18 protein-coding genes and 4 tRNA genes are annotated in these 19,178 nt (G+C 59.3%); 8 read left to right on the top strand and 14 right to left on the bottom strand.

Annotation, left to right across the window (positions count from 1 at the left end):
• Positions 1-4 precede the first annotated feature (4 nt).
• Positions 5-913, bottom strand: coding sequence for a LysR family transcriptional regulator (locus RGM3321_RS10170; RefSeq protein ID WP_244392947.1), 909 nt, complete (start codon positions 911-913; stop codon positions 5-7).
• Positions 914-1,101: 188 nt separating this feature from the next.
• On the opposite strand from RGM3321_RS10170, the gene RGM3321_RS10165 reads away from it, so the two are divergent.
• The gene (locus RGM3321_RS10165) at positions 1,102-1,824 is read left to right on the top strand and encodes a pirin family protein (RefSeq protein ID WP_244392946.1); all 723 of its coding nucleotides are present in this window, start codon (positions 1,102-1,104) and stop codon (positions 1,822-1,824) included.
• 131 nt (positions 1,825-1,955) lie between these two features.
• Here the strand turns inward: RGM3321_RS10165 and RGM3321_RS10160 are convergent.
• The 4 genes from RGM3321_RS10160 to RGM3321_RS10145 form a co-directional block, all read right to left on the bottom strand.
• Positions 1,956-2,031: transfer RNA gene (locus RGM3321_RS10160), tRNA-Gly, on the bottom strand.
• Between the two features lie 4 nt (positions 2,032-2,035).
• Positions 2,036-2,111, bottom strand: a tRNA-Glu gene (locus RGM3321_RS10155).
• 100 nt (positions 2,112-2,211) lie between these two features.
• A tRNA-Gly gene (locus RGM3321_RS10150) sits at positions 2,212-2,287 on the bottom strand.
• Between the two features lie 2 nt (positions 2,288-2,289).
• Positions 2,290-2,365 (bottom strand) — tRNA-Glu (locus RGM3321_RS10145).
• Between the two features lie 304 nt (positions 2,366-2,669).
• Between RGM3321_RS10145 and RGM3321_RS10140 the strand changes: the two genes are divergently transcribed.
• The gene (locus RGM3321_RS10140; protein ID WP_244392945.1) at positions 2,670-3,428 is read left to right on the top strand and encodes a hypothetical protein; all 759 of its coding nucleotides are present in this window, start codon (positions 2,670-2,672) and stop codon (positions 3,426-3,428) included.
• 54 nt (positions 3,429-3,482) lie between these two features.
• Here RGM3321_RS10140 and RGM3321_RS10135 read toward each other — a convergent pair whose 3' ends face one another.
• Positions 3,483-3,965 carry a GAF domain-containing protein gene (locus RGM3321_RS10135; RefSeq protein ID WP_244392944.1) on the bottom strand — a complete coding sequence of 161 codons (483 nt, stop codon included), beginning with the start codon at positions 3,963-3,965 and terminating at the stop codon, positions 3,483-3,485.
• Positions 3,962-4,852 (bottom strand): ATP-binding protein, encoded by an 891-nt coding sequence (locus RGM3321_RS10130; RefSeq protein ID WP_244392943.1) that lies wholly within the window; start codon positions 4,850-4,852, stop codon positions 3,962-3,964. Before RGM3321_RS10130 ends, RGM3321_RS10135 begins: the two co-directional genes overlap by 4 nt.
• A gap of 80 nt (positions 4,853-4,932) precedes the next feature.
• Between RGM3321_RS10130 and RGM3321_RS10125 the strand changes: the two genes are divergently transcribed.
• Positions 4,933-7,281, top strand: a complete 2,349-nt coding sequence (locus RGM3321_RS10125; protein ID WP_244392942.1) for an ATP-binding protein — start codon at positions 4,933-4,935, stop codon at positions 7,279-7,281.
• Positions 7,282-7,287: 6 nt separating this feature from the next.
• On the opposite strand, the gene RGM3321_RS10120 is transcribed toward RGM3321_RS10125, so the two are convergent.
• Together RGM3321_RS10120 and msrB are read right to left on the bottom strand one after the other, a co-directional pair.
• Positions 7,288-7,773 (bottom strand): glutathione peroxidase, encoded by a 486-nt coding sequence (locus RGM3321_RS10120; RefSeq protein ID WP_122258067.1) that lies wholly within the window; start codon positions 7,771-7,773, stop codon positions 7,288-7,290.
• Between the two features lie 150 nt (positions 7,774-7,923).
• Complete coding sequence (gene msrB / locus RGM3321_RS10115; RefSeq protein WP_002554534.1) at positions 7,924-8,319, bottom strand: peptide-methionine (R)-S-oxide reductase MsrB; 396 nt, start codon at positions 8,317-8,319, stop codon at positions 7,924-7,926.
• A 190-nt stretch (positions 8,320-8,509) separates the two neighbouring features.
• Here msrB and RGM3321_RS10110 point away from each other — a divergent pair, with 190 nt between their 5' ends.
• On the top strand, positions 8,510-9,721 hold the full coding sequence (locus RGM3321_RS10110; RefSeq protein WP_004657364.1) for a pyridoxal phosphate-dependent aminotransferase: 1,212 nt from the start codon (positions 8,510-8,512) through the stop codon (positions 9,719-9,721).
• A gap of 267 nt (positions 9,722-9,988) precedes the next feature.
• Positions 9,989-10,876, top strand: a complete 888-nt coding sequence (gene htpX / locus RGM3321_RS10105; RefSeq protein WP_003418061.1) for a protease HtpX — start codon at positions 9,989-9,991, stop codon at positions 10,874-10,876.
• Between the two features lie 143 nt (positions 10,877-11,019).
• Here the strand turns inward: htpX and RGM3321_RS10100 are convergent, their stop codons facing one another.
• Entirely contained in the window at positions 11,020-11,682 is a 663-nt protein-coding gene (locus RGM3321_RS10100; RefSeq protein WP_244392941.1) for a thiopurine S-methyltransferase, read from the bottom strand.
• Between the two features lie 101 nt (positions 11,683-11,783).
• Between RGM3321_RS10100 and RGM3321_RS10095 the strand changes: the two genes are divergently transcribed.
• A complete protein-coding gene (locus tag RGM3321_RS10095; protein ID WP_244392940.1) occupies positions 11,784-12,551 on the top strand; it encodes a class III extradiol ring-cleavage dioxygenase in 768 nt (255 codons plus the stop codon).
• Positions 12,552-12,641: 90 nt separating this feature from the next.
• On the opposite strand, the gene RGM3321_RS10090 is transcribed toward RGM3321_RS10095, so the two are convergent.
• Both RGM3321_RS10090 and RGM3321_RS10085 read right to left on the bottom strand, forming a co-directional pair.
• Entirely contained in the window at positions 12,642-14,354 is a 1,713-nt protein-coding gene (locus RGM3321_RS10090; protein WP_223113125.1) for a DEAD/DEAH box helicase, read from the bottom strand.
• Positions 14,355-14,776: 422 nt separating this feature from the next.
• The gene (locus RGM3321_RS10085) at positions 14,777-15,538 is read right to left on the bottom strand and encodes a spermidine synthase (RefSeq protein ID WP_244392939.1); all 762 of its coding nucleotides are present in this window, start codon (positions 15,536-15,538) and stop codon (positions 14,777-14,779) included.
• 171 nt (positions 15,539-15,709) lie between these two features.
• On the opposite strand from RGM3321_RS10085, the gene RGM3321_RS10080 reads away from it, so the two are divergent.
• A complete protein-coding gene (locus RGM3321_RS10080; RefSeq protein WP_002554540.1) occupies positions 15,710-17,056 on the top strand; it encodes a 3-deoxy-7-phosphoheptulonate synthase class II in 1,347 nt (448 codons plus the stop codon).
• 18 nt (positions 17,057-17,074) lie between these two features.
• On the opposite strand, the gene RGM3321_RS10075 is transcribed toward RGM3321_RS10080, so the two are convergent.
• Entirely contained in the window at positions 17,075-17,308 is a 234-nt protein-coding gene (locus RGM3321_RS10075; RefSeq protein ID WP_244392938.1) for a DUF1127 domain-containing protein, read from the bottom strand.
• A gap of 58 nt (positions 17,309-17,366) precedes the next feature.
• Here RGM3321_RS10075 and RGM3321_RS10070 point away from each other — a divergent pair, with 58 nt between their 5' ends.
• Complete coding sequence (locus RGM3321_RS10070) at positions 17,367-18,272, top strand: LysR substrate-binding domain-containing protein (RefSeq protein WP_244392937.1); 906 nt, start codon at positions 17,367-17,369, stop codon at positions 18,270-18,272.
• Here the strand turns inward: RGM3321_RS10070 and RGM3321_RS10065 are convergent.
• Entirely contained in the window at positions 18,262-19,008 is a 747-nt protein-coding gene (locus RGM3321_RS10065) for a sulfite exporter TauE/SafE family protein (protein WP_244392936.1), read from the bottom strand. The genes RGM3321_RS10070 and RGM3321_RS10065 overlap by 11 nt on opposite strands.
• Between the last annotated feature and the right edge of the window lie 170 nt (positions 19,009-19,178).

Below are 19,178 nucleotides of genomic sequence, written 5' to 3'. Positions count from 1 at the left end.
GCGCTCAGCCAGACGGTTCATTGAGCTCGATACCTGATTCCAGACGCTCGCGCAGGAACTCGATGAATGCCTGCACTGGACGTGAGGCCTGACGGTGCTGGGGATAAACCGCTGACAGCGTCAATGGCTCGCGCCGCAGGTCATCGAGCACCCGCACCAGGCTGCCGTCACGCAGCGCCGCGCCAACAATGAACGTCGGCAGGTAAGTGATGCCCAGCCCGGCCACGGCCGTGTCTCTCAGCAGCTCGCCATTATTGGCGCGCATGCGCCCGCTGATGTTCAGCATCAAAGGCTCTCCCCGCACCTGAAAACGCCATTGCGCCTGACGGCTGTGGCCATAGGGCAGGCAATCATGAGCGTGCAGATCTTCGGGTTTTTGCGGCGTACCGCGCTCGGCCAGGTAGGCAGGGCTGGCGCAGTAAACCCGATCAATCGAGGCAATGCGCCGGGCGATCAGGCTGGAGTCTTCCAGCACCCCGATACGCAGCACCAGGTCATAGCCTTCGCTGATCAATTCCACCGCACGATCGCTCAGGTCCACCTCCACCGCCACGTCGCGGTAACGCTGCAAAAACAGCGGCAGCAGACAGCCCAGATGGGCAACGGCAAACGACAGCGGCGCACTCAGACGCAGGGTGCCGCGTGGCTCGTTGTTCTGCCCGGTAATCCCCTGCTCGACCTGTTCGACCTCGGCTAGCAGGCGCAGAGCCGATTCGTAATAACTCTGCCCCAGCGGCGTGACATCCAGACGTCGTGTCGAGCGGTTGAGCAGGCGCACGCCCAGCCGTTCCTCCAGTTGCATCAGGCGCCGACTGACAAATTGTTTGGACAGGCCCAGCTTGTCGGACGCCGCCGTGAAGCTGCCGGACTCCATGACCTGGCAGAAAATCCGCATGTCTTCAAAAGGGTTCATGTGTCGTAGCCTGAGTGAACGCTGAATGCTGTTAGACAGAGCGTAACGTGCCACCCGGCACTGTCAACCACAGCGAGACAGTCATTCATGTTCCAGCTACTTATTGCGACAGTCGATAAGCCGTAACCTTTGTCTCACTTGATCGATTGCTGAATGTGCAGCGTCGATAGACGGATGGAGAAAGAATCATGCTGACTCTTCGTAAAGCTTCCGACCGCGGCGCTGCCAACCATGGCTGGTTGAAATCCTTTCATACCTTTTCCTTTGCCGGTTATCGCAACCCTCAGGAGCAGGGCTTTTCCGATCTGCTGGTGATCAACGACGACCGCGTGATAGCGGGCAAAGGTTTCGGCCAGCACCCACACCGCGACATGGAGATCTTTTCCTACGTGCTGGAAGGTGCGCTGGAGCACAAGGATACGCTTGGCACCGGGTCGGTGATTCGTCCTGGCGACGTGCAATTGATGAGTGCCGGTAGCGGCGTGGCGCACAGCGAGTTCAACCATTCGCACACCGAGGGCGTGCATTTTCTACAGATCTGGATCGTGCCGAATATTGCAGGCGCGGCGCCCAACTACCAGGAGAAGCACTTCAGCCCCGAGCAGAAACGCGGTCGCTTGCAGTTGATCATTTCGCCGGAAGGTGAGAACGGTGCGCTCAAGGTGCGCCAGGACGCTCGGGTGTATGCCGGCCTGTTCGATGGCGATGAAACCGCGACCCTGGCGCTGGCGGCCAACCGCTACGCCTACGTGCACGTTGCGCGTGGCAGTGTTGTGCTCAATGGCGAACAACTGGGCGAAGGGGATGGCGTGCGTGTGCGCGACGAACAGACGCTGAGCCTGAGCGCAGGGGTTGACGCAGAGGTGTTGGTGTTCGACATGCGGCCAAACGAATTGCCGCAGATGCCTTGAGCCTGAAATGAAAAACGCCGCTCTTGGAGCGGCGTTCCTTTATATAGCGTCAAACCCATAAGACGTTAAAACATCTGGCTCAAAACGCACAAACAAAAACGCCGCTCTGTTGAGCGGCGTTTTTGTGAATTTGGAGCGGGAAACGAGACTCGAACTCGCGACCCCGACCTTGGCAAGGTCGTGCTCTACCAACTGAGCTATTCCCGCAATATGGCGTCCCCTAGGGGACTCGAACCCCTGTTACCGCCGTGAAAGGGCGGTGTCCTAGGCCACTAGACGAAGGGGACACTGCCTGAAACACAATGGTGTGTGTTTCAGTTCCAGACACCATCCGGAGATGTGTTCTGGTTTCACTCAACCCTGCCCTAAGGCAAAGCTGCTTAAAATTGGAGCGGGAAACGAGACTCGAACTCGCGACCCCGACCTTGGCAAGGTCGTGCTCTACCAACTGAGCTATTCCCGCAATGGCGTCCCCTAGGGGACTCGAACCCCTGTTACCGCCGTGAAAGGGCGGTGTCCTAGGCCACTAGACGAAGGGGACACACGTACAACATTCACTACTTATTGGCGCTACGCTGTGTGCTTTACGCTGTAAGTGGCGCGCATTCTATGGATGGATTGAGGGGTCGTCAACCCCCATGTGAAAATTTATTGAAATCAATAACTTCGATGCCGTTCGGACGCTGACCGACTGTCGCCAGGCGCGCGGCTGATCAATCTCCCCTCATCTATATAGAAGAGATGCCGACAAACTCCGAGAGGGACATCTATGCGCAGTAGTGCTTAGCCACTACACTCGCACTAAAACTAATTGAACAAATGAGGTTTGCACAGTGACTCCACTCATGATCACGCTGATGGTAGTAGCAGGTATCGCTCTGCTCATCGCGATCGGCTACCTGAATCACGTCGCTGAAAACGGCAAACTGGAAAAGGCCCGCACCAAGGTCGAACTCAGTGATCGCTTGCGTCGCTGCAGCGAAATCACCGAAGTATTCCCCGGCCAGTTGATGTCGCCAGCCTTGAAGCTGCTGCTTACGCGCCTTGAGCTGAACGTCGTGCAGCGCATGCTCAACCTGGACAAGGGTAACGCTCAACTCCAGCACCGCATCGGCGAGCTGGAAGAGCAGATCGGCAAGGGCGAACGCATCGACATCCCCAACCCGGTCACGCCGATCCAGACCGAAGCCAAGGCCAAGGACGTGCGCTTCCTTCTGGAGGCCCTGCATGGTCAGGTGACCCGCGCTGCACATGACGGCTTTCTGCAAACCAGCGAAGCCAAACACTGGATCCGCGAAATCCGCACGATTTTGGTCACGCTGCACATCGAGTTCTTCAACAACCTCGGTCAGATGGCCCTCACTCAGGACCAACCCGGCCAGGCTCGCCTGGCGTTCGAACGCGGCGTGCAGTATTTGCGCAACCAGCCGGACCCGGTGACTTACCAACAGCAGTTACTGGCGATGGAAAAGCAACTGGCCCGTGCCAACTCGATGGTACTGACCAATACCGCGCCATCCGAAGACGACGACAACGCGCTGACCGAAGGCCTGAAGGCAGACGAAACCGAATCCGAATGGAAGAAGAAAGTCATCTACGATTGATGACTGCCCCGCCGCTGCCGGACCTGTGCTCCGGACAGCGGCAGGTCGAGCGGCTCAACAGTCGGTCGATGCCAGAAAGATAGCCGCCAGACGTTCGATCCCCGCCTGATCCACCTCGTTGAAACGCCCGACACTCGGACTGTCCAGGTCCAGCACGCCGATCAGACGCCCGTCCTTGATCAACGGCACCACCAGCTCGCTGTTCGATGCGCTGTCGCAGGCGATGTGCCCGGGAAACTCGTGAACGTCCTGAACACGCTGGGTTTGCCGACTCTGCGCCGCCGCCCCACAAACGCCGCGACCAAAGGGAATGCGTACGCACGCAATCTGCCCCTGAAACGGACCCAGCACCAATTCTTCGTTGCGATTGAGGTAAAAACCCGCCCAGTTCAGATCGTCGATCTGCGTATAAAGGAATGCCGAGAACTGCGCCGCATTGGCGATGAAGTCGCGCTCGGCGGCCAGCAATGCCTCAAGCTGAGCGGCCAGCAGACCGTAGCCATTGAGGCCGGCACCGGTGTTTTGCAAATCGATCATGTGTGTTGCTCCAACAATTCAAGTCCTACCCAGTAACGTGCAAATTGATACGCGCAGCGGCCATTGCGATTGCCACGCGCGGTAGCCCAGCGAATCGCGGCCTTTTCCAGGCTTTCGTCGCGCTGCCATTGCAAGCCGGCTTTGTCTGCCAGTTGCGTGATCCAGTGCTCGACCACGTTCAGGTAATGTTCCTGAGTGAACGGATAGAACGACAGCCACAGGCCGAAGCGGTCAGACAATGCGATCTTGTCTTCCACGGCTTCGCTGGGGTGCAACTCGCCGTCGACGTGCTTCCAGTCAACGTTGTCGCTTTCCTTCTCGGGCACCAGATGGCGGCGATTGGAGGTGGCATACAGCAACACGTTGTCCGGCGCCTGCTCCAGCGAGCCATCAAGCACGCTTTTCAGCACGCGATAGTCACCTTCACCCGACTCGAACGACAGGTCATCGCAAAACAGTACGAAACGCTGCGTCAGCTTGTGCAATTGCTCGACCACGCGGGGCAAGTCGCCCAGGTGATTGCGCTCGATCTCGATCAGGCGCAGACCGGCCGAGGCGTGCTCGGCCAGCAGAGCGCGGATCAGGGACGACTTGCCGGTGCCGCGCGAACCCCAGAGCAAGGCATGGTTGGCAGGCAGGCCATCGATAAACTGACGCGTATTGCGCCCCAACTGGTCGCGCTGCAGGTCGACGCCGATCAGATCGGTCAGGCGCGTATCCAGGCTCACCTGCAACGGCATCAGGTAGCCGCTACGGCCCTCTTGCACCCAGCGCGCGGCCAGCGTCTGCGACCAGTCGACCGGCTCGCGCAGTGCTGGCAACAGCGGTTCCAGCCGAGCCAGCACGGCATCGGCGCGTTGCAGAAAAGCATCCAACCGAGAATCCACGGGATCTCCTTATATTTAACTGATTGGTCAGCAGTGCCTATCAGCTATGCTTGGCCAACCAGAAGTGGCAGTAAGTACTCATGGATATATCGCTCAAAAACAGGCTTTCGTTCAAGCAGGCGCGCCTGGCTGTATTGATCGGCTTCGTGCTGGGGACCTTGCTGAGCCTGTTCCAGATTGCGATCGATTATGCCAGCGAAGACGCGTCCATCAATCGCGAAATCAAATCACTGCTGGAAATCATCCAGAACCCGGCATCGCGCATTGCCTACAACATCGACTCGGAGCTGGCTCAGGAGCTGACACTCGGGCTGCTGCGCTCCCCTGCCGTGGTCAGCGCCAGACTGACCGATAACAATGACGCCGTGCTCGCAAGCGTCGAACGCCCCATGGCGACAGGGCACTATCGAGTGTTCAGCGACTGGCTGTTCGGCGAAAGCCGCCAGTTTCAGGAAAAACTGCACCTCAACCATTTGCCGGATGAAACCATCGGCACACTGTACCTGACCGTGGACACCTTCGCTTTCGGCAGTCACTTCCTGCAGCGCGCCGAGATCACTCTGCTCAACGGCTTCGTGCGCAGCCTGGCGCTGGCCGGTATTCTGACCATTCTGTTCTATGCCACCCTGACCAAACCGCTGGTAAGAGTGATCCGCGAACTGAGCAGTCGCGATCCGCGCAACCCCGACCAAGGGAAAATAACCTGCCCCCCTCATCATGGGCAGGATGAAATCGGCGTATTGGTCGCGACCTTCAATCGTCAGTTCGAAACCATGAGCAGCGAGTTCTCCAGACGGCGCGCGGCCGAAGATCGGCTGACCGAACATCTCAACGAGCTGGAAAACATTGTTTCGGCACGCACCAATGAGCTCAAGGCCAGCAACATACGCCTGCGCGAATCCAACGAGGAACTGCAGATAGCACGCAGTACAGCGCTGGACATGGCCCATGCGCGCTCGGCGTTTCTGGCGCACATGAGCCACGAAATCCGCACACCGCTCAACGGCCTGCTGGGCATGCTGGCGCTGTCACTGGACAGCCCGCTCAGCGCCGAGCAGCGCCAGCAACTGATGATCGCCCACGACTCCGGCAAGGTGCTGGTCGAACTGCTCAACGATATTCTCGACATGTCCAAGTTCGATGCCGGTCACCTGGAGATCGAGCGCATTCCCTTCGACCTTGGGGTGTTGATCGAAGACACCGCCAACCTGCTGTCACAAAACGCGGCTCCCAGCGTAGAGCTGACCTGCCTGATTGCGCCGGACTTTCCGGCCATGGTTACCGGCGACCCGACCCGTGTGCGGCAGATCGTCAGCAACCTGCTGTCCAACGCACTCAAGTTCACCCGTTTCGGGCGCGTGGATGTACGTCTGACTCACCATAAGGATGTCAGCGGAGAAAACCGGGTGCGCATCGAAGTCCGCGACACCGGCATCGGTATTGCGCAGGACGCCCAGGCGAAAATCTTCCAGCCGTTCACTCAGGCAGAAACCGCCATCACTCGGCAGTATGGCGGCACCGGGCTGGGGCTGGCGTTGACCAACAATCTCTGTGAAGCCATGAATGGCACGCTGAGTATCCAGTCGCAGTCCGGCTTCGGCAGTCAGTTCTGCGCCGAACTGCCGTTGCCGGTGCATGTATCCGCAGTCACTCAGACCGCGCTCAGGGGCCGGGTCACTGTAGTCAGCTCGGCCGGCAGCGGCCTGGTGGAACTGCTGGGCAACCTGCTGCCAACCTGGGGGGTCGATCTCAAGCGACGCAGCATTGACGATCGCCCGGAGGACGTGGACCTCGACAGCAGCCCGGACCTGGTCATTACCGACTGCCCCGAATGCCTGTTCGCGATCCGCCCCACTACACCCGTGCCGATCCTGCTGGTCACCGCCTATGGCAATTTCATGCCCGGCGAACAGGTTACAGCCCTTGCCCCGCTGCAACAGCAGGCTCGACCACTGGCGCGCAACGCGCTTTACCACACGCTACGGCGCGTACTCGGTCAGGAAGAGACAGGCGTCAGGGACACAAAAGCGCCAGAGCAGACGGCTCAGCGGATGGCCAGAGTACTGTTGGTCGAAGACAACCCGGTCAATCAGCTGGTGGCCAAGGGCATCCTCGGCAAGCTGGGCTGCGAAGTGATCATCAGCAGCCATGGCGGTGAGGCCTTGGAACAACTGGAGCAGGGCCACTTTAATCTGGTGTTGATGGACTGCAACATGCCGGTCATGGACGGCTATGAAGCCAGCCGCCAGATCCGCAGCAGCGGCCGCTGGCCAAACCTGCCGATCGTGGCGCTTACCGCCAACGCCATGCCCGATGAGCGTGAGCGCTGCAAGGCGGCAGGCATGAACGACTACCTCGCCAAGCCGTTCCGGCGCGCCGAACTGGCGGGCATTCTGGACCAGTGGATTCCCATCGCTGACATCCGCTGAAACGGCTTAGCGCAGCAGCGCTTCGATTTCACCGGTCAGCTCCTCGGGTTTGGTCAACGGGGCGAAACGCTTGACCAGCGCGCCATCCCTGCCAATCAGGAACTTGGTGAAATTCCACTTGATTCGCTCGGTCCCCAGCAACCCCGGTGCCTGCTGCTTGAGTTGAACGAACAATGGATGGGCCTGAGCGCCGTTTACGTCGATCTTCTTGAACAGCGGGAAGCTGACCCCGTAGTTCAGTTCGCAAAATCCGGAAATCGCGCCCTCGTCGCCCGGCTCCTGCTTGCCGAACTGATTGCAAGGGAACCCAAGCACCACCAGCCCTTTATCCTTGTAGTCCAGCCAGAGCTTTTCCAGGCCCTTATATTGCGGAGTGAAGCCGCATTTGCTGGCTGTATTGACCACCAGCACCGCCTTGCCAGCGTAATCGGCGAGGGTTTTCTGTTCTCCCTTGATCGTAGTGACCGGGATACTCAGCAGGTTTTCGCTCATCAAAGGAGGCCTCAAGGCTAGGCGGTGGCTGGATCGGAACGTGAGCACTGACGTTAGCCTGCAACGGAACGCGGCGCACGCCAATTTTCGGTATTGATACGGGTGGATAAGCAGAGATCCGCTGCACGCAGCGGCACAGCAATCTCCCGGCTACTGGCGCGGGACCAGGTCCAGGCATACCGAGTTGATGCAGTAACGCAGCCCGGTCGGTGGCGGACCATCGGGAAACACATGGCCCAGGTGAGCGTCGCATTTGGCACAGACCACTTCGGTACGAATCATGCCATGGCTGACATCGCGCACTTCGACCACCGCGCTGCCTTCCAGCGGCGCGTAAAAGCTGGGCCAGCCGCAGCCCGAATCGAACTTGGTGGTGGAATCGAACAGCGGCTCATTGCAGCAGATGCAGTGGTAGACGCCTTCTGTCTTTGTCTCGTTGTACTTACCGGAAAACGGCCGTTCGGTGCCTTTCAGGCGGCAAACCTGGTACTGCGCCGGGTCGAGCATCTCTTTCCACTCTTCAAGCGTTTTCTGCAACTTGTCCACAGGTACACCTCCGAATTCGAAAAACCCCGATCTGTACCTTTTCCACAGATCAGGTGGCACGTATGATTGCGCCAGGTCAGACGTCAGTCTGGCACCCGCGTTTGTCGCATACAAACCCATTTTCATGGCGAACGTGCTGCGACCTTCATTGCAAGCCGGCAACAGCTCGTCCATTTTCGGGATCATCACCATGCAGTTCAACAAATCGAACAAGCTCGCAAACGTCTGCTACGACATTCGCGGGCCGGTGCTCAAGCACGCCAAACGCCTGGAGGAGGAAGGCCACCGCATCCTCAAGCTGAACATCGGCAACCCGGCACCGTTTGGTTTCGAGGCGCCGGACGAAATCCTGCAGGACGTGATCCGCAACCTGCCGACTGCTCAGGGCTACAGCGACTCCAAGGGCCTGTTCAGCGCCCGCAAGGCCGTTATGCAGTACTACCAGCAGAAGCAGGTCGAAGGCGTCGGCATCGAAGACATCTATCTGGGCAACGGTGTGTCCGAGCTGATCGTGATGTCGATGCAGGCGTTGCTCAACAACGGCGACGAAGTGCTGGTTCCGGCACCCGATTATCCATTGTGGACCGCGGCAGTGGCGCTGTCCGGCGGCAGCCCGGTGCACTATCTTTGCGATGAGCAGGCCAACTGGTGGCCGGACCTTGAAGACATCAAGGCCAAAATCACGCCGAACACCAAGGCCATGGTGATCATCAACCCGAACAACCCGACCGGCGCGGTGTATTCCCGCGAGGTATTGCTGGGCATGCTGGAGCTGGCTCGCCAGCATAATCTGGTGGTGTTTTCCGACGAAATCTACGACAAGATCCTCTATGACGACGCTGTGCACATCTGCACCGCCTCACTGGCGCCGGACCTGCTGTGCCTGACCTTCAACGGTCTGTCCAAGTCGTATCGGGTCGCAGGCTTCCGCTCCGGCTGGATTGCCATTTCCGGGCCGAAACACAACGCGCAGAGCTACATCGAAGGTATCGACATCCTGGCCAACATGCGCCTGTGCGCCAACGTGCCGAGCCAGCACGCCATTCAGACCGCGCTGGGCGGCTATCAGAGCATCAACGACCTGATCCTGCCGCCAGGCCGTCTGCTGGAGCAACGCAACCGCACCTGGGAGCTGCTCAACGATATTCCCGGCGTCAGCTGTGTCAAGCCGATGGGCGCGCTGTATGCATTCCCGCGCATCGACCCGAAGGTCTGCCCGATCTTCAACGACGAGAAGTTCGTCCTTGACCTGCTGCTCTCGGAGAAACTGCTGGTGGTTCAGGGCACGGCGTTCAACTGGCCCTACCCTGATCACTTCCGCGTCGTGACCTTGCCGCGCGTTGATGAGCTGGAGCAGGCCATTGGCCGCATCGGTAACTTCCTGAAGGGTTATCGTCAGTAAACAGACACCGCCCCCTCTCGCGCCGCATCCCTGCCCCGACCTGTTCGGGGCAGTTTATTTGTGCCCTGCCAAAACAGCATGAGCGCCGCGCCCTCAACCCTTCAGGCATCGACCACTCTGGCTCAGGCGCCGTTCAGCTTTGCGGGATTAACATCGATTGCGTGAAGAGGACACAGTTTGAAATAGTCCCTCTGTTGAATAGCAGCGGGCATCACCTTATATACCCGGCATCGAGTTACATATTTACCTGAGGAGAACGTTTCGACCATGATGCGCATTTTGCTGTTTTTGGCCACTAACCTTGCGGTCGTGCTGATTGCCAGCATCACCCTGAGCCTTTTTGGCTTCAATGGGTTCATGGCGGCCAACGGGGTTGATCTGAACCTCAATCAGCTGCTGGTTTTCTGCGCTGTGTTCGGTTTCGCGGGCTCATTGTTCTCGCTGTTCATCTCCAAGTGGATGGCGAAAATGAGTACCGGCACTCAGATCATCAGTCAGCCTCGCACCCGCCATGAGCAATGGTTGCTGCAGACCGTTGAACAACTGTCCCGCGATGCGGGCATCAAGATGCCGGAAGTCGGTATTTTCCCGGCGTATGAAGCCAACGCATTCGCCACGGGCTGGAACAAGAACGATGCACTGGTTGCGGTAAGCCAGGGCCTGCTCGAGCGGTTCTCGCCGGATGAGGTGAAAGCTGTACTGGCGCACGAAATCGGCCACGTTGCCAACGGAGACATGGTCACACTGGCGCTGGTGCAGGGTGTGGTGAATACGTTTGTGATGTTCTTTGCCCGCATCATCGGCAACTTCGTCGACAAGGTGATCTTCAAGACCGAGAACGGTCAGGGCATTGCCTACTACATTACGACGATTTTCGCCGAGCTGGTATTGGGCTTTCTGGCCAGCGCCATCGTCATGTGGTTCTCGCGCAAACGCGAATTCCGCGCTGACGACGCAGGGGCCCGACTGGCCGGTACGGACGCGATGATCGGTGCGCTGCAACGCCTGCGTTCCGAACAGGGCGTACCGGTGAACATGCCTGACAGCCTGACGGCGTTCGGTATCAACGCCGGTCTGAAGAAAGGCCTGGCAGGGCTGTTCATGAGCCACCCGCCGCTGGAGCAGCGCATCGAGGCCCTGCGCCGCCGCGGTTGATCCCACCAACGCGATAGCTTTCGCCCCGCTCACAGCAATGAGAGGTGTTCTGCCGGACACCTCTCGTTCCTCACGCTCTGTATGGGAATGCAGTTCGCTCTGCGTCAAACGGTTCTGCGATCGGATAAGAACTCAGGCCCAACTCAGCGCGATTGACGCTCCAACATATAAACGTGCTCATCCATGCGCTCCAATCCGGCCCTCAACGCCTTGGGACTGCTGTGTAGCGCATCTTGCTCGCTGACCTTCGTGATTTCCCAGCTTCCGGACACAAACGCCTGCAGCCACGTGTGCGGCACGGAGAATGGCGGACCTTCGAGCAGGTTTTGGTCGTATTCAAGGGTAACCAGCAGGCCGCTGCAGGCCTGAGGCATCAACGCTTCAAGCTGCTGCACATAGCGCTCGCGCATGTCCGCAGGCAAGGCAATCAAGGCGGCACGGTCATAAAAGGCTGTGCAGTGACCAATATCGTGCGCCGTCAGGGCGAAGAAATCGCCGCACCAGATTTCGATGCCCGGCGCTGCATAGACGCTGAAGTCGCCCTTGCGCGTGATCTGCGGTTGCACACCGCGCTCGTTGAAATAGCCTGCTACCGCCGCCTCGGAAAGCTCTGCGCCGACCACATAGCAACCTTGCTCGATCAACCAGTTCATATCCAGGCTTTTGCCGCACAACGGCACCAGAACCCGAGCCCCAGGCTCAAGCCTCAAAAGAGGCCAATGCTGGCGCAGGTCCCGATTGACCTGCGCCTGATGAAAGCCAATCTGTCCTGCCTGCCAACGCTGCAGCCAAAAATCCGCCTGCATGAAACCTCCTGAAAATTCGATCAAAAAGCGCGATAACTTATATTAGATTTAGATCATGAGAATGAACGACTATGGAGCATTCTCATATTCTGGAGCGTTAAATGTTCCCAAGCCTGTTTATTTCCCATGGCTCCCCTATGCTCGCGCTGGAGCCCGGCGAGAGTGGCCCCGCCCTGACGCGATTGGCCGCCAGCCTGCCCAGGCCTCGCGCCATCGTAGTGGTGTCTGCACACTGGGAAAGCGACGAACTGATCGTCAACGGCAATCCACACCCCGAGACCTGGCATGATTTCGGCGGCTTTGCGGCTGAATTGTTTGCGGTGCAATACCCGGCGAAAGGTCTGCCTGAGCTGAGCCGCACAATAGTCGAGCTGCTGGCCGCCAGCGATCTGCCCGCACGCATAGACAGCAGACGACCGTTCGACCACGGCGTCTGGGTGCCCTTGTCGTTGATGTACCCGAACGCCGATATTCCGGTGGTGCAGATCTCACTGCCTAGCCTTCAGGGGCCCGAGCTACAGACACGGGTGGGCCGCGCGCTGGCCAGCCTGCGTGAACAGGGTGTATTGATTATCGGCTCTGGCAGCATCACGCATAACCTGCGCGATCTGGACTGGAACGCTGGTCCCGGAAGCACAGAGCCATGGGCTGTGACGTTTCGTGACTGGATGATCGACAAGCTGCAAAAAGAAGATGAAGCCACCCTGCACCACTACCGCAGTCTCGCCCCCTATGCGATGCGAGCGCACCCGAGTGACGAGCATTTGCTGCCGCTGTATTTCGCACGGGGCGCAGGCGGAGCATTCAGTGTTGCCCATCAAGGCTTCACCATGGGTGCGCTCGGGATGGATATCTACCGCTTCGATTGATCCCGAAAAGATCCGACCGCCCGAATTTGAAATAAAAAAATCCCCGAACCAGTCGGGGATTTTTTATTGACCTATCAGCTCAGAAGCCGATCAGTCTTCGCGATAGCGACGCAGCTTGAGCTGCTTGCCAGCAACACGGGTGTCCTTGAGCTTGGTCAGCAGACGCTCAAGACCATCTTCCGGCAGCTCGACCAGGCTGAAGCTGTCACGCACCTGGATGCGGCCGATAGCTTCGCGGGCCAGGCCGCCTTCGTTGAGGATCGCACCCAGAAGGTTCTTGGCAGCGATACCATCACGCGCACCCAGCGCGGTACGGCAACGAGCACGACCTTCGGCCAGCGGGACCGGCGCACGACGCTCACGCTCAGGACGATCACCGCGATCGCTGCTGCCGCTACGCTCTGGACGATCACCGCGAGGAGCGTTGTTCGGAACCAGCGGACGCTCGCGCTCGATAGCTGCCAGGGTCAGAGCCTGACCGTTGGTAGCCTTGCGCAGCAGTGCAGCAGCAAGGGCACGCGGGCTGCAACCGATGTCGGCAGTCAGACGATCCAGCAGATCGCCATGAGTCGATTCGGCATCAGCAACCAGTGGCGACAGGCTGTTGGTCAGTTTCTTGATGCGGGCATCCAGAACGGCCTGGGCATCCGGCAGGCGGACTTCCGCAACCTTCTGACCGGTTACACGCTCGATCACTTGCAGCATGCGGCGCTCGCGAGGAGTTACCAGCAGCAGTGCACGACCTTCGCGACCGGCACGACCGGTACGGCCGATACGGTGAACGTAGGACTCTGGGTCGTAAGGCATGTCCACGTTGAATACGTGGGTGATACGCGGAACGTCAAGACCACGGGCAGCAACGTCGGTCGCTACAACGATGTCCAGACGGCCATCCTTGAGGGATTCGATAACGCGCTCGCGCTGGTTCTGGGCGATGTCACCGTTCAGTGCAGCAGCCTTGTAGCCTTTGGCTTCAAGGGCGCTTGCCAGATCCAGGGTCGCCTGCTTGGTGCGGACGAACATGATCAGGGCGTCGAAGTCTTCGACTTCCAGCAGGCTCAGTACAGCCGAGGTCTTCTGGTCAGCGTGAACCAGCAGGTGAGCCTGCTCGATCGCGGTAACGGTCTGGGTCTTGGTCTGGATCTTGACGTGCTTCGGATCGCGCAGATGGCGCTCGGCGATGGCACGGATCGACTGTGGCAGCGTTGCCGAGAACAGCACGGTCTGGCGGGTTTCAGGCATGGCCTTGAAGATGACTTCGAGGTCGTCCATGAAGCCCAGCTTGAGCATTTCGTCCGCTTCATCGAGAACCAGATGGTTCACGGTTGCCAGGACTTTCTCGTCACGACGCAGGTGGTCGCAGAGACGGCCGGGGGTAGCGACAACGATTTGTGCGCCGTTGCGGATGGCCTTGAGCTGCGGGCCCATTGGCGCGCCGCCGTAGACCGCTACAACGGTCACGCCCGGCATTTGTTTGGCGTAGGTCTCGAACGCGGTGGCAACCTGAAGTGCCAGTTCGCGGGTCGGGGCCAGGATCAGTGCTTGCGGCTCGCGCTTGCTCGGGTCGATACGATGCAGGATAGGGAGTGCGAACGCGGCGGTTTTACCCGTACCGGTTTGCGCCTGACCAATCATGTCGTGACCGGCGAGAATAATCGGGATCGATTGCTGCTGAATGGCCGAAGGCTCTTCGTAGCCAGTGGCGACGACTGCTGCAACGATATTTGGATGAAGTTCGAGAGCGGCGAAGCCGCCGATTTCCTGGGTCATGGGTCTGCCTCTAGTGCATCCGCAAAGACCCATGCTTCAAAGCTGCGCGTGCCGTGTACGACCTTGAGGTCACCCTGGCTGCTTTGTCGGCGGGGATTTGCGAAAACGTTTGATGAATGGATCGTCCAGGCTAGTCCGTTGTGCGAACAAGCAACCGAAGCTGGCTTCGGGGAACTGCAATACCTTGACGAGGGCCCTGTTAAGGCCGGCGCGCACTATACCGGAATTACGCACCTTAGTGAGTCTTTTTTTGCAAAACATTGCGCCATCTTCGAGCAACGCCAGGCCCTGAGTCCGGGTAAAGGGCTGGCCGACAAGGGCGCGGGCCCGAGATTGCGGGCGTTGCCGCTTAAACGTTTAATCTGCTCTTGCGAATGGCCGGTATCCCGACCTGCGGGGGTGTGGCGAATTGTCTCGCCCCTGTTTTCAGACCAGCCAGCACATGCCTCGCCCGTTCAGGTCGCGCAACGGACCGCCCTGATCAACGACTCCAGCGAGTACCCCAGATGCGGCGCAAGTGCCTCGGCACGCGAACTCAGTGCCTCGATATCCAGCGTCTGATCGAGGTCGGCAGGCACGATCAGAATGACATTGCCCTCCTTTACCGGCAGCTCCCAGTAATGGCGATGGTACAAACCCCGCAGCAAGGCCGCGCCCAGCGGTTTACCGTCGTCGGTGGCCCACTGGTTGATGATCAGCCAGCCACCGGGATTAAGGCGTTGCTGGCAGCCCTGCAAAAAATTCCAGGCCAAATGCCCGACGCCCGGCCCGACATCGGTGTACAGATCGACAAAGATCAGGTCGGCAGGCTCGGCGCTGTCAAGCAACTCCAGCGCATCGCCGATCCGGATATACAGACGCGGATCGTCATCGAGCCCCATGAACTCCATGGCCAGACGCGGCACGTCCGGGCGCAGCTCGATGACTTCAACGTCTTCAAGCGGCAGGAACTTCATGCAGGCCTGGGTCAGCGTACCGGCACCCAGCCCCAGAAACAGCGCGCTGTCCGGCGCGTCGTGACACAGTGCACCGATCAGCATCGCGCGGGTGTAGTCGTACTCCAGCCAGCTCGGGTCAGCCGTAAACGTGCAGCTCTGCTCGATGGCCTCGCCAAACTCCAGAAAGCGGTAATCCTCTACTTCCAGCACGCGGATCATGCCGAAGTCGTCGTGGACCTCGGCCAGAATTCGTTCTACGCGCTCACGCTCTTCCGTCATTACCGTTCCTGGTCATCGCTGCGCCGAGCGCAAAACGCGAATTGTCGGGCAAGCGCGCGGCTTTGTCACACATTGCCGGGCGCTATGCCATTCCGGTGGTCTGCCCTACGCTGGCAGAGCAACGGCGAACTGCTAACATGCTGGCCCGATTGCACAACCCTAGAGCCAATAATGAGCCAACCCTGGAGCCCCGACAGCTGGCGGGCACTGCCGATTCAGCAGCAACCTCACTACCCTGACGCCGCGCACCTGCTGAAGGTCGAACAGACCCTGGCCAGCTATCCGCCGCTGGTGTTTGCCGGCGAAGCCCGAGAGTTGCGCCGCCAGTTTGCCGAAGTGACCCAGGGTCGCGCGTTTCTGCTACAGGGCGGCGACTGCGCGGAAAGCTTCATGGAGTTTTCCGCAGCCAAGATTCGCGACACGTTCAAGGTGCTGCTGCAGATGGCCATCGTCATGACCTTCGCCGCCGGTTGCCCGGTGGTGAAAGTCGGACGCATGGCCGGACAATTTGCCAAACCTCGCTCGGCCAACGACGAAATCATCGACGGCGTAACGTTACCGGCGTATCGCGGTGACATCGTCAACGGTATCGGTTTCGATGAGAAAAGCCGTGTGCCGGACCCCGAACGCCTGCTGCAAGCCTATAACCAGTCCACCGCCACCCTGAACCTGCTACGTGCCTTCGCGCAGGGCGGGTTTGCCGACCTGCATCAGGTGCACAAGTGGAATCTGGACTTCATCGCCAACTCGGCGCTGGCCGAGAAATACAGCCAACTGGCCGGCCGCATCGATGAAACGCTTGCGTTCATGCGCGCCTGCGGCATGGACAGCTCGCCGCAACTGCGTGAAACCAGCTTTTTCACCGCCCACGAGGCATTGCTGCTCAATTACGAAGAAGCCTTCGTGCGGCGCGACAGCCTTACCAATGATTACTACGATTGCTCGGCACACATGCTGTGGATCGGCGACCGTACCCGGCAACTGGACGGCGCGCATGTCGAATTCCTGCGCGGGGTGAACAACCCGATCGGCGTCAAGGTCGGCCCGAGCATGAACACCGACGACCTGATTCGTCTGATCGACATCCTCAACCCTGACAACGATCCGGGCCGTCTCAACCTGATCGCGCGGATGGGTGCCAACAAGGTCGGCGATCACCTGCCACAGCTGATTCGTGCGGTCGAGCGCGAAGGCCGCAAAGTGCTGTGGAGCTCCGACCCGATGCACGGCAACACCATAAAGGCCAGCAGCGGCTACAAAACCCGCGACTTTGCGCAGATCCTCGGCGAAGTTAAGCAGTTCTTTCAGGTGCATCAGGCTGAAGGCACTTATGCCGGTGGCATCCATATCGAAATGACCGGGCAGAACGTCACCGAATGCATCGGCGGCGCCCGGCCCATCACCGAAGACGGCCTTTCGGATCGCTACCACACCCACTGCGACCCGCGCATGAACGCCGATCAGTCACTGGAGCTGGCGTTCCTGATTGCCGAAACCCTGAAGCAGGTCAGGCGCTAAGCAGAGCAAGCCGCCCGCTCAGCGCTTGAGCGGGTCATCCCAGAACGGACGCTCGACTTCCTGCTGAATGTCGGCCCTGCTCAGCCCTAGATCCTTCAGCGTGTCATCACTCATCTGCGCCAGATAGCGGCGCTGACGGTGCAGCTCCAGCCAGCGCTGCAGGCGATACTTCAACCACACCAACGCCTTGCCTGACTGTACATGCCCGGCAGGCCTTGCGATCAATACACTCTCTTTTTGACCATTCATCATCTTGCCCTCCGTGTGAGATGACTAAAGTCTCGCGCTTGGCATAAGATCAATCCAACGAATGTTTCTTATGCAGTGCATCTGGGAGATTGATGTATTGGCCAGCTATTCAGGCACCCACTACCCAGGCATAGACACCGAGCTGCTGCGCACCTTTGTGGCTATTGCCGATCACGGCGGTTTCACTCGCGCAGGCGAGGTGGTCAACCGCACGCAATCGGCGGTCAGCATGCAAATGAAACGCCTCGAAGAGGATGTCGTGCAGCGTCCGCTGTTTCAGCGTGAAGGCCGCGTGCTGAACCTGACCGCAGAGGGGCAGGTATTACTTGGCTATGCGCGGCGCATCCTCAAGCTGCACAGTGAGGTGTTCAATACGCTGCGCGAGCCACACATGATCGGCGTGGTCAAAATCGGCTCGCCCGACGACTACGTGATGCGCTTTCTGCCCGGCATTCTTTCGCAGTTCGCACAAGCCTACCCGCTGATTCAGGTCGAGGTGCATTGCGAACCGTCCGACCTGCTGCTGCAACGCAATGACCTGGACCTGACCATCGTCACGCGCAAGCCCGGCACCGAGATCGGTACGCTGTTGCGTCACGAGCGCCTGGTCTGGATGGAAGCCAGCGGTTTTGCTCCGCATGAGCAAAACCCCATTCCGTTGGCGATGTTCAATACGCACTGCTTCTGTCGCGACTGGGCGTGCAACGCCCTGGACAGCGTGGAACGTGATTACCGCATCGCCTACAGCAGTTCCAGCATGGCAGCAATCACAGCAGTGGTCAGCGCGGGCCTGGCAGTCACCGCACAGTTTCAAAGCCTGATCACTGCAGATTTGCGCATCATCGGCGCGGCCGAACAATTGCCCGAGCTGCCAACGGCCAGCATCGTACTGCTGCGCAATCCGAAAAACCCCTCGCCCATCACCGAATGCATGGCCGATTACATCATCGACGGCTTCAAACCTTGAGCGCGAGAATCACGGCACAGAACACCAGAAACACGCAGAACATCAGGCGCAGCGTTCGCTCCGGCAGCGAGTGCGCCAGCTTGACACCCCAACTGATGCTGGCCAGACCACCAATGGCCAATGGAATGCCCATCGACCAGTTGACGTGATCGTGCAGCGCGTAGGTGACCAGCGTGATACCGGTGCTCGGGGCCGCGAGGGACAGCGCCAGCCCTTGCGCCACAACCTGTGTCGTGCCAAACACGCTGGTCAGGATCGGCGTGGCCACCACTCCCCCGCCAACGCCAAACAGACCGCCGGTCATGCCCGACCCGACACCCAGCAGCCAAAGCCACTTTTCGTGACGTAACCCGCTGCCGACCTGATGGCTGCGCCAATACATCTGCGCGACATTGAACACGGTCAGCACCACCAGAAAGCCGACAAAGCCCAGGCGCATGCTTTGCGGATCCACGCGCACCGCCAGCAGCGACGTCAGCCAGGCAAAAATAAAACTGGGAACGATCAACATCAACGCATTACGCAGCAAAATCCGGTTGCGCTGGTTATAGCGCCACAAGGCGAGTAACACGTTAGGCAACACCATCAATAACGCAGTCCCTTGCGCCAATTGCTGATCCAGACCGAACAGCACCCCCAGCGCGGGAATTGCCACAAGACCACCACCGATTCCGAACAGCCCCCCCAGGGTGCCCATCGCTGCACCCAGTAACACAAACATCACAATTTCAATCACACTACGTCCCCGCCCAGTCAATGGCCAAATGCTACGCAGTCCTGCGCGCAACCAACACCCGGTGTTACCTGTTTTTTTGCGCGCGGCGCTAGCTGCCAGCGCTTTGAGCCTGCACACTCGGAATTATCTGGCACATTAAAGAATGCAACACTAAGTTAAACTCATTCGAC

This window comes from Pseudomonas sp. RGM 3321 (assembly GCF_022836805.1).
Lineage (GTDB): Bacteria > Pseudomonadota > Gammaproteobacteria > Pseudomonadales > Pseudomonadaceae > Aquipseudomonas.
Note: the sequence above shows the minus strand (reverse complement) of the source record. Positions and strands in the feature narration are given on the sequence as shown.

Coding starts and splice junctions, on each gene's coding strand:
- RGM3321_RS10170 (WP_244392947.1), bottom strand. CDS start 913: ATGAACCCTTTTGAAGACATGCGGATTTTCTGCCAGGTCATGGAGTCC.
- RGM3321_RS10165 (WP_244392946.1), top strand. CDS start 1,102: ATGCTGACTCTTCGTAAAGCTTCCGACCGCGGCGCTGCCAACCATGGC.
- RGM3321_RS10140 (WP_244392945.1), top strand. CDS start 2,670: ATGATCACGCTGATGGTAGTAGCAGGTATCGCTCTGCTCATCGCGATC.
- RGM3321_RS10135 (WP_244392944.1), bottom strand. CDS start 3,965: ATGATCGATTTGCAAAACACCGGTGCCGGCCTCAATGGCTACGGTCTG.
- RGM3321_RS10125 (WP_244392942.1), top strand. CDS start 4,933: ATGGATATATCGCTCAAAAACAGGCTTTCGTTCAAGCAGGCGCGCCTG.
- RGM3321_RS10120 (WP_122258067.1), bottom strand. CDS start 7,773: ATGAGCGAAAACCTGCTGAGTATCCCGGTCACTACGATCAAGGGAGAA.
- RGM3321_RS10110 (WP_004657364.1), top strand. CDS start 8,510: ATGCAGTTCAACAAATCGAACAAGCTCGCAAACGTCTGCTACGACATT.
- htpX (WP_003418061.1), top strand. CDS start 9,989: ATGATGCGCATTTTGCTGTTTTTGGCCACTAACCTTGCGGTCGTGCTG.
- RGM3321_RS10100 (WP_244392941.1), bottom strand. CDS start 11,682: ATGCAGGCGGATTTTTGGCTGCAGCGTTGGCAGGCAGGACAGATTGGC.
- RGM3321_RS10095 (WP_244392940.1), top strand. CDS start 11,784: ATGTTCCCAAGCCTGTTTATTTCCCATGGCTCCCCTATGCTCGCGCTG.
- RGM3321_RS10090 (WP_223113125.1), bottom strand. CDS start 14,354: ATGGGTCTTTGCGGATGCACTAGAGGCAGACCCATGACCCAGGAAATC.
- RGM3321_RS10085 (WP_244392939.1), bottom strand. CDS start 15,538: ATGACGGAAGAGCGTGAGCGCGTAGAACGAATTCTGGCCGAGGTCCAC.
- RGM3321_RS10080 (WP_002554540.1), top strand. CDS start 15,710: ATGAGCCAACCCTGGAGCCCCGACAGCTGGCGGGCACTGCCGATTCAG.
- RGM3321_RS10075 (WP_244392938.1), bottom strand. CDS start 17,308: ATGATGAATGGTCAAAAAGAGAGTGTATTGATCGCAAGGCCTGCCGGG.
- RGM3321_RS10070 (WP_244392937.1), top strand. CDS start 17,367: ATGTTTCTTATGCAGTGCATCTGGGAGATTGATGTATTGGCCAGCTAT.